The 17706-nt window shown below is 34.0% G+C and carries 15 protein-coding genes; 10 read left to right on the forward strand and 5 right to left on the reverse strand.

All coding sequences use genetic code 11. The features are described 5' to 3' along the window. Nucleotides 1–12 precede the first annotated feature (12 nt). From OTK01_RS00560 to OTK01_RS00600, 9 genes are all read left to right on the forward strand, one after another. The gene (locus OTK01_RS00560; protein ID WP_029228921.1) at nt 13–900 is read left to right on the forward strand and encodes a carbohydrate ABC transporter permease; all 888 of its coding nucleotides are present in this window, start codon (nt 13–15) and stop codon (nt 898–900) included. 21 nt (nt 901–921) lie between these two features. Then, on the forward strand, nt 922–1764 hold the full coding sequence (locus tag OTK01_RS00565; RefSeq protein WP_029228922.1) for a carbohydrate ABC transporter permease: 843 nt from the start codon (nt 922–924) through the stop codon (nt 1762–1764). Between the two features lie 117 nt (nt 1765–1881). Further along, nucleotides 1882–2268, forward strand: coding sequence for an S-layer homology domain-containing protein (locus OTK01_RS00570; RefSeq protein WP_029228923.1), 387 nt, complete (start codon nt 1882–1884; stop codon nt 2266–2268). A gap of 208 nt (nt 2269–2476) precedes the next feature. Then, entirely contained in the window at nt 2477–3487 is a 1011-nt protein-coding gene (locus OTK01_RS00575) for a LacI family DNA-binding transcriptional regulator (protein ID WP_029228924.1), read from the forward strand. A gap of 170 nt (nt 3488–3657) precedes the next feature. Continuing rightward, the gene (locus tag OTK01_RS00580) at nt 3658–5118 is read left to right on the forward strand and encodes a glycoside hydrolase family 30 protein (RefSeq protein ID WP_051129964.1); all 1461 of its coding nucleotides are present in this window, start codon (nt 3658–3660) and stop codon (nt 5116–5118) included. Nucleotides 5119–5143: 25 nt separating this feature from the next. Further along, on the forward strand, nt 5144–6076 hold the full coding sequence (locus OTK01_RS00585; RefSeq protein ID WP_029228926.1) for an ABC transporter permease: 933 nt from the start codon (nt 5144–5146) through the stop codon (nt 6074–6076). Between the two features lie 42 nt (nt 6077–6118). Further along, nucleotides 6119–7030 carry a carbohydrate ABC transporter permease gene (locus OTK01_RS00590; RefSeq protein WP_029228927.1) on the forward strand — a complete coding sequence of 304 codons (912 nt, stop codon included), beginning with the start codon at nt 6119–6121 and terminating at the stop codon, nt 7028–7030. Nucleotides 7031–7110: 80 nt separating this feature from the next. Continuing rightward, nucleotides 7111–8655, forward strand: coding sequence for a DUF3502 domain-containing protein (locus OTK01_RS00595; protein WP_029228928.1), 1545 nt, complete (start codon nt 7111–7113; stop codon nt 8653–8655). 216 nt (nt 8656–8871) lie between these two features. Beyond that, nucleotides 8872–10212, forward strand: a complete 1341-nt coding sequence (locus tag OTK01_RS00600; RefSeq protein WP_029228929.1) for a glycoside hydrolase family 30 protein — start codon at nt 8872–8874, stop codon at nt 10210–10212. 171 nt (nt 10213–10383) lie between these two features. On the opposite strand, the gene OTK01_RS00605 is transcribed toward OTK01_RS00600, so the two are convergent. From OTK01_RS00605 to OTK01_RS00625, 5 genes are all read right to left on the reverse strand, one after another. Then, nucleotides 10384–11124 carry a DUF72 domain-containing protein gene (locus tag OTK01_RS00605; RefSeq protein WP_029228930.1) on the reverse strand — a complete coding sequence of 247 codons (741 nt, stop codon included), beginning with the start codon at nt 11122–11124 and terminating at the stop codon, nt 10384–10386. Nucleotides 11125–11216: 92 nt separating this feature from the next. Continuing rightward, nucleotides 11217–12311, reverse strand: coding sequence for a sugar ABC transporter substrate-binding protein (locus tag OTK01_RS00610; protein WP_029228931.1), 1095 nt, complete (start codon nt 12309–12311; stop codon nt 11217–11219). A gap of 23 nt (nt 12312–12334) precedes the next feature. Then, nucleotides 12335–13888 carry a response regulator transcription factor gene (locus OTK01_RS00615; RefSeq protein ID WP_029228932.1) on the reverse strand — a complete coding sequence of 518 codons (1554 nt, stop codon included), beginning with the start codon at nt 13886–13888 and terminating at the stop codon, nt 12335–12337. After that, a complete protein-coding gene (locus OTK01_RS00620) occupies nt 13885–15372 on the reverse strand; it encodes a sensor histidine kinase (RefSeq protein WP_029228933.1) in 1488 nt (495 codons plus the stop codon). Before OTK01_RS00620 ends, OTK01_RS00615 begins: the two co-directional genes overlap by 4 nt. A 10-nt stretch (nt 15373–15382) precedes the next feature. Then, complete coding sequence (locus OTK01_RS00625; RefSeq protein WP_029228934.1) at nt 15383–16357, reverse strand: sugar ABC transporter substrate-binding protein; 975 nt, start codon at nt 16355–16357, stop codon at nt 15383–15385. A 214-nt stretch (nt 16358–16571) separates the two neighbouring features. On the opposite strand from OTK01_RS00625, the gene xylF reads away from it, so the two are divergent. After that, nucleotides 16572–17624, forward strand: a complete 1053-nt coding sequence (gene xylF / locus OTK01_RS00630) for a D-xylose ABC transporter substrate-binding protein (protein WP_084694644.1) — start codon at nt 16572–16574, stop codon at nt 17622–17624. Nucleotides 17625–17706: the final 82 nt, after the last annotated feature.

The raw sequence follows: 17706 nt of genomic DNA on the forward strand, positions 1-17706 counted from the left end.
AGAGGTGACAGTATGCATAGGGTTTTGTCAGACAAAAGAACCATTTTGTTGCTGGTTTTGCCGGGACTATTGATATACACGTTTGCAATTCTGTTTCCAATTATACTCAGTGTATATCTTGGAATGACAGACTGGTCAGGAATTGGTCGGCCAAATTTTATAGGACTTGAAAACTTCAAAAAGATAATCTTTACAGACACAACTTTTTGGAAGTCGCTCAGGAATGCTATACTTCTTGCTCTGGCATATGTATTTGTTCAGCACCCGATAGCCCTTGCGTTTGCCATATTCATTGATAAAGTTGGTGGCAGAGCAGAGAAGATTTTCAGAACAATATTCTTCATACCCTGCGTAATACCAGTTGTTGTAACATCGCGCATGTGGGTAAGTCTATATGACCCTCAATACGGGCTTATAAACAAGATACTTGACTTTTTACACTTGGGATTTTTGAAACAACAATGGCTGGGGGATACTAAAACAGCTTTAATATCAGTCATTATAATCTGTATGTGGCAGGGTTTTGGCTGGGCGCTTTTGATTTACTACGCGGGTCTAAAAGGCATACCAGAAGAACTTTACGAAGCGGCAAGAATTGATGGTGCAACAGGTGTTAAGCTTTATACAAAGATTACTGTACCACTGCTTCAGCCCGTTATCAAGGTTAATTTTACAATAGCTATAATATATGCTTTAAAGCAGATGGAAACAGTTTATTTGACAACAAACGGTGGTCCCGGCGATGCAAGCCAGTTTTTGGCAAACTACCTGTATATCAGAGCATTTAACTCATACCAGTATGGATACGCAAATGCAATTTCAGTGCTATTTGTTATAGCATGTTTGGCTGTCAATGTTCTTTTCCAGAAGATATTTAAATCAGAAAATTATGAGTTTTAACAAGACATGGGAGGTTTTGACGTGGCAAGGGAAAGTAGTTTCAACAAAAAAAGCAGAGCTGTGCTTCTTGTTGTGCTGGGACTATTTTCAATTGGACAGCTGTTTCCACTTGTTTGGCTGATTGACTTTTCACTTTGTAAAAGTGGAGATGTATATGGTGCAAATATTCTCAAAATTCCCAATCCCCCACAGTTTATAAACTATTATGTTGCATGGAAGGATGGTAAAATCCCGCAGTTTTTTATCAATAGTGTAATTGTAAATGTGGCATCGGTATTACTTGTTGTTCTGTTTTCACTGATGATGGGGTATGCATTTGTAAGGATGGAGTGGAAGTGGAGCAACAAGGTATTAACATATGTTTTGCTGGGACTTATGATACCAATTCATGCAACACTTCTGCCAAACTTTGTTATTTTCAGACAGCTTAAGATGCTGGATTCATATTTTGCTCTAATAATTCCATACGTTGCATTTTCGCTGCCACAGGCAGTGTTCCTGATGACGGGGTTTATAGGAAGTATTCCACGAGCTTTAGAAGAGTCGGCAATCATAGATGGTTGCGGTATATTTAGAATACTGTTTCAGATTATTCTGCCTCTTTCAAAACCTGCTCTTGTAACTATAACCGTTACAACCTTTTTAAATACATGGAATGAATTTATTATGGCAGCAACATACTTGACATCTGACAGATTCAGAACCCTGCCATTTTCAGTCTACAACTTTGCAGGTCAATATGCATCTAACTATGCAGTTCAGTTTGCTGTAATGACAATAGTAGCTCTTCCATCATTGATTGTATATATTGCATTAAATGAACAGGTCACAAAAGGGGTTACCTTGGGTGCTGTGAAGGGGTAAAAATTGAATTAAAAATTAACAATTATCAAGGGAGTAACTAAAGACAAGTTCGAACCAGGATCAAAAATAAAAAGAGCAGATTTTGTAGCGCTTATTGTAAGAACCTTAGGTATAAATATGGCTGTAGATGATAATTTCAGTGATGTATCTAAGGATGCATATTATTACAATGAAGTAGGTATAGCTAAAAAGTTGGGTATTGTAAAAGGAACAGGGAACAATAATTTTAAACCAGAAGATCCAATTACAAGAGAAGAAATGATGGTTATAATCAGCAGGGTACTTAATATCTGCAATGCTAAAGTCGAAAAAGGAGACAAAAACGAATTGGCAATTTATAACGATAGGGATATGATAAGTGAATATGCAATTGAAGATGTTGCAACTTTGATTAAGAATGGGATTATAAAAGGTTCACAAAATAATATAAAACCCAAAGCTATCACTACAAGAGCTGAAGCAGCAGTTGTAATATACAGGCTAGTAAACCTCCTCCTAAATTAATATAGATTTGTGAAGGGAGCATCTGTGGCACAGTCTTTTAAAAACAACCAATTGCCACAGGTGCTCCTCATTAATTTAAACTTGAAAAAATTTTTTAAAAACATACTTGACAAGGAAGTTATTTATGATATAATGATAACTGTAATGGGTTACAGTTTTAATTTTATTAATCAACATTAACAAATGATCTGCAAAGAGGTCTTAAGAAATGAAAAAAAATCGTGTCACCATTTATGATATAGCAAAGGAAGCAAATGTCTCAGTTGCGACTGTGTCACGAGTTATCAATAATAGTGGTCCGGTCAAAAAAGAGAAAAAAGAAGAAATATTGAGAATTATCCAGAAGTATAATTATACTCCTAATGTGTTGGCAAGAAGTTTAATTACCAATCAAACGAAACTAATCGGTGTTATATTACCAGATATTATAAATCCTTTTTTTAACCAACTATGTATAGAAGTCGAAAAGAATGCTCATCGACATGGTTACAATGTTATCCTTTGTAATTCATTTAGCAATTATGATTTGGAATCAGTCTATATAAGATCTTTGCTTGAAAAACAAGTAGATGCAATTGTATTCATGGCGGGCAGAATAACAAACTACAAGCTTAAAAAAAAGTACTTAGAAGAATTAGTTTTAGCGAAAGAAAGAACTTATATTGTTACAATAAATGGTATATATCAGGATGTCTGTAATTGCAATATAGTTACTGATGAAAAAAAGGGATTAGAAGAATTAATGCAGCTCATATCTAAGAAGGGATACAGAAAAGTTGGATTTATTTTGGGCGAAAAAAATATAAGTGCAACAGAAGATAAAAAAAGATGGTTTTTGGAATATGCCGAAATGTTTAATTTAAGAACAAGAAAGGAATGGTTGATAGAAGCGGGGTTTACATTTGAAGCTGGGAAAAAAGGCGCTGACTATATTACAAGTCAAGCAGAAATTCCTGAAGTAATTATGTGTGTGAATGATATTGTTGCAGTAGGTGCATTGAAAAAGCTTCAAGAAAAAAAATTCAAAGTCCCTGAAGACATAAAAATAACAGGGTTTGATGATATTGAAATAGGGAAATATCTTTCACCATCTTTAACTACTGTAAACCAAAACTATGAGCAGATAGGCAAAAAAGTTATAGAGGAAATCATAAAAAAGGATAGTAAAACAAAAACAATATTAATTCCTACAAAATTGGTTGAAAGAGAATCGTGCTGATAAAAAGTTTGTTTAAGTTTTATTAAGAAAAACAAAAAAAGAGGGAAAAATAACCCCTCTTTCAAAATGATAGTCAAAATCAAATTTTATATATACACACAAAACCCCATCTTAATTTTTATTATAGTTCAAAACCAGCGAAAAGTAAAGAAACAAAAAGAGGTGATGTAATGAAAAAGAGAGTTTGTAGAAAAATTCTGTGTTTTTTAATTGTAGTTGCAATTAGCTTTTACTTTTTAGTAGTGAGGAGAGATACTAATATGGTTTTAAGCAATGTGCAAGCAAGTCCCCAAAATTTAGAAATTTGGCTTACCACGGTTGACCAAAAAAATCTTCTTAAAAAGCAAAACACAAGTGATTTTGTTAAGAAAAATGTTAACAAATCAAAGTATATTATTAAGATTGACCCCAAAAAGAAATATCAAACCATGGAAGGTTTTGGTGCCTCATTAACAGATGCATCTGCATATCTTATTGCTAAGGTATTACCAGAGAATGAAAGAGAAAAAGTCTTAAAAAAACTTTTTGATTACAAAGAAGGTATAGGAATCTCTTTTTTGAGGCAACCTATGGGAGCAAGTGATTATGCAACAAAGATCTATTCTTACGATGATATGCCAAAAGGTGAAAGTGATTTTGAAATGAAACATTTTAGCATTAATCATGATAAGGAATACATAATCCCACTTTTAAAAAAGGCGGTGCAAATTAATAAACAGTTAAAGATTATGGCAACTCCTTGGAGTCCGCCAGGATGGATGAAGACTACAGATAGTATGATAGGAGGTAGTCTTTGGCCAGATTGCTACGAAGCATATGCAAATTATTTTGTTAAGTTTATCAATGAGTACAAAAAAGAAGGAATAGAAATATATGCTATTACACCACAAAACGAGCCATTGTATGTGCCACCTCACTATCCGGGGATGTCCATGAGCGCAGAAGAACAGGCAGAATTTATAAAGAATTATCTTGGTCCAGCTTTTAAGAAAAATAATATAAAAACTAAGATATTATGCTATGACCATAACTGGGATGTTCCAGAATATGTTATGACAGTTTATAAGGATAAAGAGGCGTATAAATACATTTCAGGTTCTGCTTGGCATTGCTATGCAGGAAGTCATGAGACAATGACCAAAATTCATAACCTTTTTCCAGACAAAGAGATTTGGTTTACGGAAGCATCAGGTGGTGAATGGATACCAGCATTTGAAAAGGCTTTTCTTGACCAAATGATGCATGTTATACGTGCACCAAGAAACTGGGCAGAGACAGTGGTGTGGTGGAACATAGCACTTGATGAAAATAACGGACCAACAGTTTTACCACATAGTACTTGCCGCGGTTTAGTTAAAATTGAGCAGAAAACAAAGAAGGTCATATACAATGTAGATTATTATACTCTTGGCCATATAAGTAAATTTGTGAAACCTGGAGCTGTTCGAATAGATTCAAATACCTACCAAAACGATTTAGAAAATGTTGCATTTTTAAATCCTGATAAATCTGTAGTGCTTATAATATCCAACAGAACATCTGAAAATAAAATTGCAACAGTTCAATACTTGAACAAAAATTTTAATATATATATTCCAGCAAAAGCAGCCATGACTTTGTGTTGGAAGTAATAGTTTGATATGGAGGTATATATAGATGAGTTCTAAAAGCAAATCTAATGCTTGGAAAACATTTAAACAGAATAAAACACTAGTTATTATGAGCCTTCCCGCAATAGTTTTCTTTTTCATTTTTTCCTATATACCAATGCCAGGCATTTACATTGCTTTTACAGACTATAGATATGACCTTGGAATATTTAAAAGCCCATTTGTTGGATTTGAAAATTTCAGGTTTTTGATTGAATCAGGAGATTTATTGAGACTTGTGAGAAATACAGTCTTGTATAACATTGCTTTTATATTAGTGGGTAATATATTTCAAATATTTTTGGCACTTCTTCTAAATGAAATAAATAATAGAACGTATAGAAAGATTACACAATCTTTTATGCTTCTTCCGCATTTTATTTCATATGTGCTGGTAGGACTTTTTGTCTACAATGTTATGAATTATGATTATGGACTGTTAAACATTTTATTAAAGAAAGTGGGTTTAAATCCTATTCCTACTTATTCTAATCCAGATATATGGCCGTATGTGCTTGTTGCAGTAAATCTATGGAAAAATGCAGGGTATGGTTCTATTATTTATTTTGCAACATTGACATCTATTGATCCAGAGATTATCGAATCTGCTATGATTGATGGTGCATCTCATGTCCAGAAAATAAGATATATTTTGCTTCCATTGCTCAGACCTACTTTTGTTATCTTACTTTTATTTTCTCTTGGTGGGATTTTGAGGGGAGATTTTGGACTCTTCTATAATGTTGTAGGTGCTACAAATGCGCTTTTGTATGAAAAAACAGATATTATTGAAACATTTGTTTTTAGATCATTGGTCAATGATTTCAATTTTTCCATGGCAAGTGCAGTAAGTTTTTTCCAGTCAGTATTTGGATTTTTCTTAGTAGTATTTACAAACTGGCTTGTTAAAAAGATTGAACCTGATTATGCGTTGTTCTAAGAGCAAAATCTTTATTAGCTCTTGGTCAGGAGGAAAATAAAAATGGAGAGAATAGAAAAATCTGCATCATATAAAATGTCAGCATCAGATATAAACTTAAAAATTTTAGCATATACAGTTGTGGGAATTTTTGCATTGATATGCCTTATTCCATTTGTTGTTATGACCTCATCTTCTTTTAATTTAGAGAGCGACATTATAAAAAACGGATATTGTTTATTTCCGCGCAAGTTTTCGCTCTTAGCATATAAAGTAATATTCAGTGCCCCTGATAGACTCATTGGTTCTTATATCTTGACAATTTGCAACACCCTGCTTGGGACTACAATAGGACTATTTTTGATATCAATGACAGGATATGTTCTACAAAGACCGGACTATGCATATAGAAATGCTATATCATTTTACATTTATTTTACTACACTTTTTTCAGGTGGACTTGTACCATACTATCTGCTGATAACAAGAGGATTGCATCTAAAAGACAATTATTTGGTGCTTTTAATTCCTGGTCTAATGAATCCATGGCTTATTATTCTAATGAAAAACTTTATGAAGTCAATTCCACATGAAATAACTGAATCGGCAAAAATTGATGGGGCAGGAGACTTTACAATATTTATCAAGCTAATACTTCCTCTTGCTAAACCTGCTCTTGCAACTGTTGGACTGTTTTTAGCACTGGGATATTGGAATGAGTGGTTCAATGGAATGCTCTTTTTATCCACAACAATGAAATACAAGCCTTTGCAGCTTTACTTATATGAAATTATCACCAAAGCAGATATGCTCAGAAATACACCTGCAAGCAAGTATATTCCACCACAAAATCTACCGACAGAAACTGCAAAATTGGCAACTGCTGTTATTGCGACAGGTCCGATTGTGCTTGCATATCCATTTGTTCAGAGATATTTCATAAAAGGTATTACTATTGGTGCTGTAAAAGGTTAAGGTATTGGCTTCAATTCCCTGAATGGCTGAGGGAATTGAAAATAAATTATAAAATTAATACTTACAGGAGGTGTTATTTAATGAAGATTAAAAAGCTTGTGGGAATTTTCGTTGTTTTAGCATTTTTGACTATAGTTGTATTGTCAAATGTCAATGTTTTGGGAAGTGTTAAAAAACCTTCTACCTATGTTGTAATTAAGTATTACGTAATGGGCGACCCACCTCAAAATGACCAGGTGCAAAAAGCTCAGGAAGAGTGGAACAAGATACTGAAACAGACAATTAATACTGGAATGGAAATTAAATTTATTGGGTGGGCTGATTGGTACACAAAATATAATCTGCTTCTTGCATCAGGAGAACCTCTCGATTTAGTTTATACTTCCTCAACATGGCTTAATATGTGGGGTAATGCTCAAAAAGGTGCTTTTAAAGAATTAGATGATTTACTTCCAAAATATGCTCCAAAACTATGGAAGCAAGTAAAGCCTGAAGAGTGGGACCAGGTAAGGTATAAAGGTAAAATAATTGCTGTGCCAGAAAATTTATTTACTCACTATGTCAACAATGGATTTGTCTACAGAGGAGACTGGGCTAAAAAGTTTGGCATCAAGCTTCCTATCAAAGATTGGTATACTTTTGGAAAGTACTTAGAAGGTATAAAGAAAAATCTACCTGGTGTAATTCCTTATGATGTAACTGGAAATTCAAGCAAAGCGTCTGAGTTATTTAGCGGCTGGGTAATATCAAATACAGATGCAGTTGAGCTTCCAATTGACACAGGTGGTCACAAACTATTTTGGGGCAAGTCGTATAAGGATAAATATACCCTTTATTCACCAGTATTTGACAAGACATTTGAAGAATATGCAAAACTTATGAAACAGTGGGCAAGCAAAGGATTCTGGCGCGAAGATGTTTTGAACTTTAAGGGTGATACTACACAGCTGCTATATGAAGGTAAGACCGGTGCTGAAAGAGCTCATCCCGATTCATTTAGTGGTTTAAGGCGAGAAATGGACAAGAGGCAACCTGGTTCTGATTTGCAGTTCTTCGCGTTTAGTGATACAAGAAACAACCTTGTAAAACAGCCAATAACCCAGGATGCTATTGCAGTGGGAAGATATAGCAAGTATCCAGACAGGGCATTGATGGTGCTTGAACAAATTAGAACTAATCAAAAGGTTTATAGGCTTTTGCACTATGGCCGTGAAGGTGTAAACTATTGGATTAAAGATGGGAAATATTATACTCCTCCAAACTTTGATTCAAATAAATATGGTTTTTGGACAAATGCATGGGGAACAAGGATAGATGCTTTCGTGCTACCGTCAATAAATGAATGGGAAGGTCTTAAGGAGTACTATGCAAGATACAACAAAATTGCAAAACCATATCCATATGGAAGACTTGTACTTGATTTAAAATCAATTCAACCCCAAATTGCTGCATTGTCTAATGTAACAAGCACCTTGGGAACAGCTATAAGTTTTGGAAAGGTAAATGACCCAGTAAAAGCTGTAGAAGAATATAGAGCAAAACTCAAAAGAGCAGGTTATGATAAGGTATTTAAGGAAATTCAACGCCAGCTATTAGAGTTTAAGAAACTTGAAACAGGCAAATAATGGTCCCGGCAAAATCAGCAATTACATTCAAATGGTATTAATTGGTTTTGTAGCGGGACACTTTTAACGGGTGTCCCGTGCCTATTTTTTTCAACAAAATTGAGACCTTTTCTAAAATTCAGTGTATTTACTCGAAAAAAGCTCTTGAAGTAGAATGAATATATATTCCAGCACTAACTCATTTAATTAGAAATCCAAAAGGGGGTAGAATTAAAGATGTTCAAAAAAATTGCATGTTACATAACCGCAAAGGATTACAATAGTCCTTTTCAGCAAGTAGACAATGTAAAAGAGTGTGAAAAAGTAGCAAAAGAGTCTGTTATAACAATTGAGCCATCCAGTACATTTCAAGAGGTAATAGGCTTTGGTGGAGCACTTACAGAGGCTGCCGCGGTAAATATACTGTCACTTTTACCACACCAGCAAGAAGAGATTTTAAGAGGATACTTTGACCCCAAAGAAGGGCTTGGCTATAAGCTTTGTAGAATCCACATGAACAGCTGTGATTTTTGTACAGGCAGCTACAGCTGTGATGATGTTGAAGGTGATACCGATCTAAAACATTTTAACATTGAAAGAGACAAAAAGATGGTAATTCCTCTTTTAAAAAGAATAAAGGAATATTGCAAAGACCTCAAAATCCTCGTTTCGCCATGGAGTCCGCCTGCATGGATGAAAACAAATGGTGATATGTGCCATGGTGGAAAGCTAAAAGATGAGTATAAAAAAACATGGGCAAGGTTTTTCTGCAAATTCATAAAAGCATACAAAGAAGAAGGGATTGATATATGGGCTGTAACAGTTCAAAATGAGCCGATGGCAACTCAAGTGTGGGAGTCGTGCATATACACAGCTGAAGAAGAAAGAGATTTTGTGAAGAATTATTTGGGGCCGACTCTTGAGGAAGAAGGACTTAGCGATATAAAAATACTTATTTGGGATCACAACAAAGACATCATATATGACAGGGTAAAAACAATTTTGAGTGACAAAGACGCTGCCAAGTATGTGTGGGGAGTTGCATTCCACTGGTATGGAGGAGACCATTTTGACCAACTCAAAAAAATAAAAGAAGAGTTTCCTGATGTCAATTTGGTGTTTACCGAAGGTTGTCAGGAAGGTGGAGTAAAGCTTGGTTCCTGGGAGCTTGGAGAAAGGTATGCTCATGAGATAATTGGTGATTTTAACAGTTACACAATTGGATTTATGGATTGGAATATTGTCCTTGACACAATGGGTGGACCTAATCATGTAGGGAACTTTTGCGACGCTCCAATAATAGTTGATAAAGACCAGAAAAAAATTTACTATCAAAATGCATATTATTATATAGGGCATTTTTCAAAATTCATAAGGCCGGGATCTAAAATAGTCAAAAGCAGCTGCAGTGATGCAAGACTTGAGGTTTTGGCAGCAAAGAACCAGGACGATACTTTAGCAGTGGTTGTCTTTAATAAAAACCCAGAGGAAATAGAGTTTTGTATGGTCATTGGAGAGAAAATATTCTGTGGAAAGTCTCCAGCAAGGTCTATATTGACCATTGTTCTGGAAAGGTAAAATATGAAATAAAAAGGGTGGGCGTTAAAAGCCCACTTTTAATTTTGAGAATTATAAAAAGTTCTGTATTATCAAATACTTGAGAATTATTAACATAGGCAAAATTAAAAGGTGATTCTTAAAACAAAAAAGTCAATGTATGATTATAGATCTAAAGAAAGAAAAAATTTTTTAAAGCATATGCGCTGTAAACTCTATTAAAGTTTTGGCATTTTGAACCGCACAGCTATTTACATCGTTGTTAAAATACACGTAAATTTCATTGCAGATTTTAAGATATTCTTCTATGTCTTTTGCTAATTCTTCAAGTTGTTCTTCTGAGTAACAAGAACTAAATAAGGCTTCAGGGCCGTGCATTCTGATATATGCGAAGTCTGCTGTTATAACTTTTGCTTTAGGATATCGGGAAGAATCTGCTATTACCCAAGCCGTGTGTAAACTTTTCAAAATCTCATATACTTCTTCATCGCACCAACTTTTATGCCTGAACTCCAGCGCAAATCTATACGCTTCTTTTCCTCTTAAAAAGCTTATTAATCTTTGCAGATTTTCCTCATCTTTTTTAAAGCTTGGAGGGAATTGCAAGAGAATAGGACCAAGTTTTTCTTTGAGCAAATCTATCCTCTTTATAAAGTTCTCCCATTCTTCATCTACATCAGATAGCCTCTTTAAATGTGTTATAATCCGTGAAGCCTTAACAGAGAATATAAAACCTTCTGGAGTAGAATTATACCAGTTTATTATAGTTTTTTCCTGTGGCAGATGGTAAAATGAAGAATTTACTTCAGAAGTAGCAAAGTGTTTCGAATAAAACTCAAGCCTTTTTTCATAAGGAAGGTCAACAGGATAAAAAATTTCTTTCCAGTGAGAATATGACCAGCCAGATGTTCCTATATAAAGTTTTTTACCCATCCTTCTATTCCTCCCATTGAACTTATAGGCCTTGCCTCAAAGTATATTTTTAAGGGACTGGTCATCATCCTTCTGGCAGCTCTATTTTTAACTTATTTTACAATATAAACCTCTTCCCATGTATGGAAATTGTCCTTTATAACCGTCTCATTTATGTTGTTTTTATCTACAGCAATTGGGTCAATAAAAAAGGTAGGGACGTTTTTATAACCGTTGTTCAGCATTAAAGATGGCTTAAGGCTTTTATTATTAATCAATCTATCTACTATTTCAAGGGTCAAATCGACAAGTTTATCGATGGGCTTATAGACAGTCATAAGCTGAGTACCTTTGACAATTCTTTGACAAGCAGATATGTCTGCATCCTGTCCAGTGACAGGAACAATTCCAGCTAATCTTTTTTCAGAAAGTGCCATAATGGCTCCTTCCGCAAGAGAATCATTGGATGCTAAGACGGCGTTGATTCTTTTGTGTTGTTCCAACAGGTTGTTGATATAATTGTAAGCATATTCTTTTCTCCAGTTGTAACAATACTTCTCCAGCACATTGTTGATTTGTTTTTTTTCGATGAAAGGGTCTAAAACTTTGTGATATCCTTCCTTTATCATCTGAACGTTGTAATCGCCTGGGTCACCAAGCAAAAATGCATAGTTACCTTGAGGAACCTTTTTTATAAGCCACTTTGCCATGAGTTCTCCGACCTTATAATTGTTAAACGACACATATACATCTATATCACTATTTCTTACAAGCCTGTCATAACTAATAACCTTGATACCGCGCTTTTTAGCCAAGCTTACAGCACTACTACACTTTTCATAATTGTTAGGTACAATTATCAAAATATTGATATTCTTACTGAGAAGGTACTTCACCTGGTTTATTTGTTCCACATCATTTTCGTTTGCATTCACCCATTCAACCTCATAGCCTTTCTCGTGAGCTTTGGCAATTAGGATGTCTCTGTCTTTGAACCATCTTTCCTCTTTTAATGTTCCCATTGCAAAGCCAATTACAACTTTCGATGGTTTAACAGTGGTTTGTGTTTTATTACCAAACTTTAAAAAGTATAACATATAAATAGCAAATACTACCAGTAAAGTGATAAAGATTAATATCAAGACAATAGTATTTAGGTAGTTTTTTCTGATTATCTTATTTGTTTTTTTAAATAGTGTCCGGTTCATAAAATCATCCCTCTTTATAAAAATTAAATTAGTTGTTCTGGCATGTTTCTGAAGACCGAGGGTGTAACGCCAACAAATTTCTTGAAAGCCTTAATGAAGTAGTTTGGGTCTGAAAATCCAACCAAAAAAGCTATTTCCTTTATACTTTTTGATGAATTCTTTAAAAGTTCACAGGCTTTTTGAATTCTCAATTTTGTAAGATAAGTCTTGTAACTCACGCCAGCATATTTTTTGAAAAGTTTACTAAAATAATATGGATTGAAGTTAAAAGTAGCGCTTATTTGTGCAAGAGATATCTCCTGATTGTAATTTTGGTTGATGAAATCTATGGCTTTGTTTATTGAATCGTTATTTATAATTTGCTCGTGGTTTACTTTTGCTTTACCAAAAAGAGCAAGTATTGCCCTTTTGGATATTTCAAGAATGCGGTGAGCATCGGCATTTAGTATCTCAGTAATTACTTTCTCTATATCGAAAGACTCTTCCTTGTTTGTTGCCCCTGTTTCGAGAAGTAACATAATAATTAATTTTATCATCTTGTATTTTAAATTATTTTCACCAAACACTTCAACATAAAGTTTGTGAAGTTGATTGATGTAGTTTTCTATTAGTGGAACCTGTGTAGGATTGTTGATGGAATGTATTAATTTTGCTTCCAAGTTTTCAATCAAAAGCAATGAATGCTCATTTTCTTCTTTGTCATCTGGTGTATCTAAATCAAGGATGTTATAATATGCCTCCCAGAAAGCATTCTCATATCCTTCTTCTAAGTAATAAAGGTCACTGAACCCAATTTTTATGTTGTTCCAGTAAGGCTTTTGTTTTAGAATTTCTTGAACTTTTTCCTTTAGAAGATCTGCTTCTTTTTGGTCTTTTGCTGGGAAAAAACATATTAAATATTCTCCCATACCAATTGAAATTAAAGCTTTGTGCTCAAATAAAATCCTCATATCTTTTCTTATATTGTCTAATTCCCGAAAGTTCAATACAAAATCACTTTTATCCTTAAGCGTTAAAACACACAAAAATCCACTTTTCAAATTTATCCCAAAAATTTTTTCGTACTGGTTGATGTCAACTATATCAAAAGCATTTTTAAAAATAAGGGTGGGGATAAAACTATTTTCAAGAAGATTTCTCATCACAATCAATTGAGCATTTTTTTCTATATTCTCTCTTGTTTTTGCTAATATTTGTTCTACCTGAGACATGGCTAATTTTATGGTTGATAGTATGTCATCTATTGAGTAAGGTTTAAGGATATATGCAAAAGCCTTTTCTTTTATTGCTTTTTTGGCAAACTCAAATTTATCATAAGCAGAGACTATTATAAAAAGAGGAAATTCAGAATTTCTCAATTTGCGATATTCTTCTATAAGTTCAAGACCATCCAAATCTGGCATTTTTATGTCAATAAATACTATATGGTATTGATAAAATAATAAATTTTCTAAAGCTTCCCGGCCAGATAGGAATGTTGTAATTTCGATATTTTCTTTAAGGTTATTTTCAAGAATGAATTTAATTGAGTCTACAACAATTTTTTCATCATCAGCAATTAAGATTTTATAAATCATATAGTATCCACCTCTTGTTTTGGAAGCTGGGAAATTTCTGTTATAAAGGGCACTTTTATTGTTACTTTTGTACCGCCCTGTGGATTTGCTTCTATAGACAATGGATTTTGAATATTGTAAAAGAAAGAAAGCCGCTTGGCAATGTTACTAAGTCCAATTCCCGTGGTTTTGTTTTTTTCGAAAGACGAATTTTTGAGATTTTCGATGGTTTCAATGTCAATTCCCTGACCATTGTCTACAACTTCAATCACTGCTTGGTCTTGTATTTTCTTGGCGTTAATTTTAATTTCGCCACATTCCTTCTCCTTAAACCCATGAATAATAGCATTTTCCACAAGTGGCTGCAATATCATGCATGGAACAAGAAGATCTTTTAATTCCTCTTCTATTTCTATCTCTAATCTTATTCTATCACCAAATCTCATCGAATAGATATACATATAATTCTTTACATTGTCTATTTCTTCCTGCAGCTTTACAACTCTGTTTATGTTGTGTACCACATATCTCAGATAATTAGAAGTTCTCAAAAGAATTTCATATGTTTGTTTAGCATTTTCGAACATTGCTATCTGGAGGATTGTGTTTAAAGTGTTAAAGAGAAAATGAGGATTAATCTGCGCTTGAAGATTTTTGAGTTCTGCCTCTTGCAGAGCCTGCTTGTATTTGATTGCTTCAATTTTCTGCTGAGCATACATTCTTTCTAAATCAGCTTTTTCTTCCAGCTTTTTCACCATTTCTTTTATGTTAGATATCATGTTAGAGAATGAGTTATACAAAATAGCCACCTCATCATTGGCAGAATAAGAAGGAAGCTGTACTTCCAAATTGCCATGTGCTATCTTGTTGGCAACTTTTGAAAGATTTATTATAGGAGTTGTAAATGTGCTGCTGAACACAATGCTCAAAAGTGAAGCAAATAATGTCCATATGAGAATCACGGCTATGTTGATTTTTCTTATGGTATTTAGCTGCTGCTGCACTTTGATATGAATTTCCATGGTAAATTTTACTTTTTGTTCACTGAACTTTTCAAGGTATTCCTTAAAAAATCCCGAAAAATCCAAATATTCAGAGTAGACTTTTGCAAGAGGGAGATTACCTTTTTTGTAAATCACAAGTTTTTCAACTAATTTACTTAAATACTCAAAAATAGCAGAAAGATTTGTGTAGTATAGATATTCTTCTTTTCCAAGTATTTTGTTTTCCAGCATAGAAAGTTTTTCATCTATTGAGTTTATGCAGCCGTAAACTGCAAGCATTGAATCTGAATCACCTGCAACTAAATACCTCTGGATATTAGAGTTGAGCATATTTATATCTTGTTTTGTTCTATTAATGGTATTAATGGTGTCAAAGGTTTCATTTACTAAGCTTATGAGATAGTTATTGTTGTATTGAATTAAAATATCTATTGCTAACAGAGAAGCTATTAAAATAAAGAAAAACGCAAGCAGTTTGCTTTGAACAGAAAAAAACTTCATATTTCTCACCTTATTCAATCACTTCAAAGTTAGTTGAGATGTAAGAAGAAGCATGACCAAACTTTTTCCAGCTCAGCAGAGCTTCACATAGCTTTTGGGCTATTAGCTGTCCGTTATCGTTTATAATTCCATTGATTATTTTTTCTCTTACATACTTTTGTAACTTCTCGTTGGTTCCAGCACCAATCACTATAAATTGGTCAAGCTTGTTGAATGTTAAAATGTTCTGAGCTACCGTCATGGTATCAGTTTCACTTCCAACATAAATGACATTGAATTTCTGAGCATTTTCAAGTATTAGTTGTCTTGCCACCTCTTCAGGTGGAAAAGAGGGATACTCAAAATTGAAGTTTTTTATTGCTATGTCTTTTATACCTTTTGCTTTTAAAAAATCTACAAGTCCCTTTACCTCAAGAGCGCCACCAATGGTTGTGTAAAGAGGGTTTACAATTGCAATTTTCAATTTAGATGGAATACTTTTCTTTTCATTTAGTACTTTATATATAATCTTCCCTGCAATTTTTCCTTTGTAATAATAATCAATACCAACAAATACATCTTCATATCTAAATAACATATCGTTAAATAGAGAAGCTATAAAAATTCCTTTATTTTTCAAAGAAGATAGAGCCTGGGCTATTTCTTTAGAGTTATATATATTGCACATTACGATAGCATCCGGTCTTGTTACCTCAGCGAGCTTTAAAAACTTATACGCCTCTGAGGAAGTGTTGTAAAACACAATATCAGGTAATATTCCTTGTTTTTCGGACATCTTTTCAAATTGGTCCAAAAACCAGTTCCAATATGTTTGGTTTTGAGGAAGTATCATCATTACACGTGTGGAGCTTTTTAAATTAACCTTTTTGGTAGAGGTATTTATAAATCGTATATTATAGATATCGTATAAAACAATTGCTACAAATATTACTACACTAACAGCCACCATGATTCGAAAACTGAATTTTTGCAGTTTTGTCCTCATCTTTTATTGCTGCCTCCCTTACGTCTCATTATAACATTTTGTTTGCAACTTACCCATAGTAATTTTTTGATTTCAAAAAATTACTATTCACTTTATAAGACATATTTAATAATTCCACTAACAAGACAAAAAATAATAGTGTCAATGTAAATGTTTATTGTTAAAATGATATTGCAAAACAAACAAAAAAATTGATTAAGGAGGTCAGGTTGTAATGAAAAAGTCACTATTAAGATTTATTGCCATTTTTGTTGCGATTGCATTTGTGATTGGTATAGGCTTTGCGGTTGTTCCAAAATATGCAAAAGCTAAATCGTCAAAACAGATCAAAATTGGACTTTCTCTTGCAACATTGCAGGAGGAAAGATGGCACAAAGACAGAGATGAATTTGTAAAGGCAGCTACAAAACTGGGTGCAAAAGTATATGTGCAAGCTGCAAATATGGACGACGTGAAACAAAAAGAACAGTGTGAAAATCTTATTAGCCAAGGTGTAGACGTTTTGGTTATTGTTCCAAACAATGCAGAAGTTTTCACATCAATAATTGATGAAGCACACAAGGCAGGAATACCAGTAATTTCATATGACAGATTGATAAGAAACGCAAATGTTGACCTCTATATTTCGTTTGACAATATTAAAGTTGGTGAGTTGCAAGGAAAATATCTCACAACAAAAGTTCCAAAAGGAAATTACTTTGTTTTCAGAGGTGCTCCAACCGATAACAACGCTACACTCTTCTATCAAGGTGCTATGAAATACATCACTCCACTTGTAAAGAGCGGCAAAGTAAAAGTATTATTTGACCAGCCAGTAAAAGACTGGAAACCAGAAGAGGCATTAAGACTTTGTGAAAATGCACTCACTGCAGCAAAGAACAACGTTCAAGGAATCTTGGCACCAAACGATGGAACAGCAGGTGGAATTATTCAGGCACTCAAAGCTCAAGGACTTGCAGGAAAAGTTGTTGTAACAGGTCAGGATGCTGACCTTGCAGCTGTTAAGAGAATTATTGAAGGAACACAGACAATGACAGTGTTTAAAGATGTAAGACTCCTTGCAAAGAAAGCTGCTGAGGTTGCAGTTGAACTTGCAAAAGGCAAGAAAGTTTCTCAGCTCAAAGACGTTAACGGAAAAGTTTACAATGGTAAGCTGAACGTTCCATCTATACTCCTCACACCTGTTGCAGTTGACAAGTCAAACATTGACAAAGTACTGATTCAGAGTGGTTGGTTCACAAGAGAACAGGTATATGGAAAGAAATAATCGCTTTTTTGAAAAGATGTGGGTTTGAATTTTCTGGGAAGGGGAGGTATGTGCCCCTTCTCAGAAATTTAATTTTGAAGGG

Origin of the sequence: Caldicellulosiruptor acetigenus (assembly GCF_026914305.1) — a bacterium.
In the GTDB taxonomy this organism is placed as follows: Bacteria; Bacillota; Thermoanaerobacteria; order Caldicellulosiruptorales; family Caldicellulosiruptoraceae; genus Caldicellulosiruptor; species Caldicellulosiruptor acetigenus.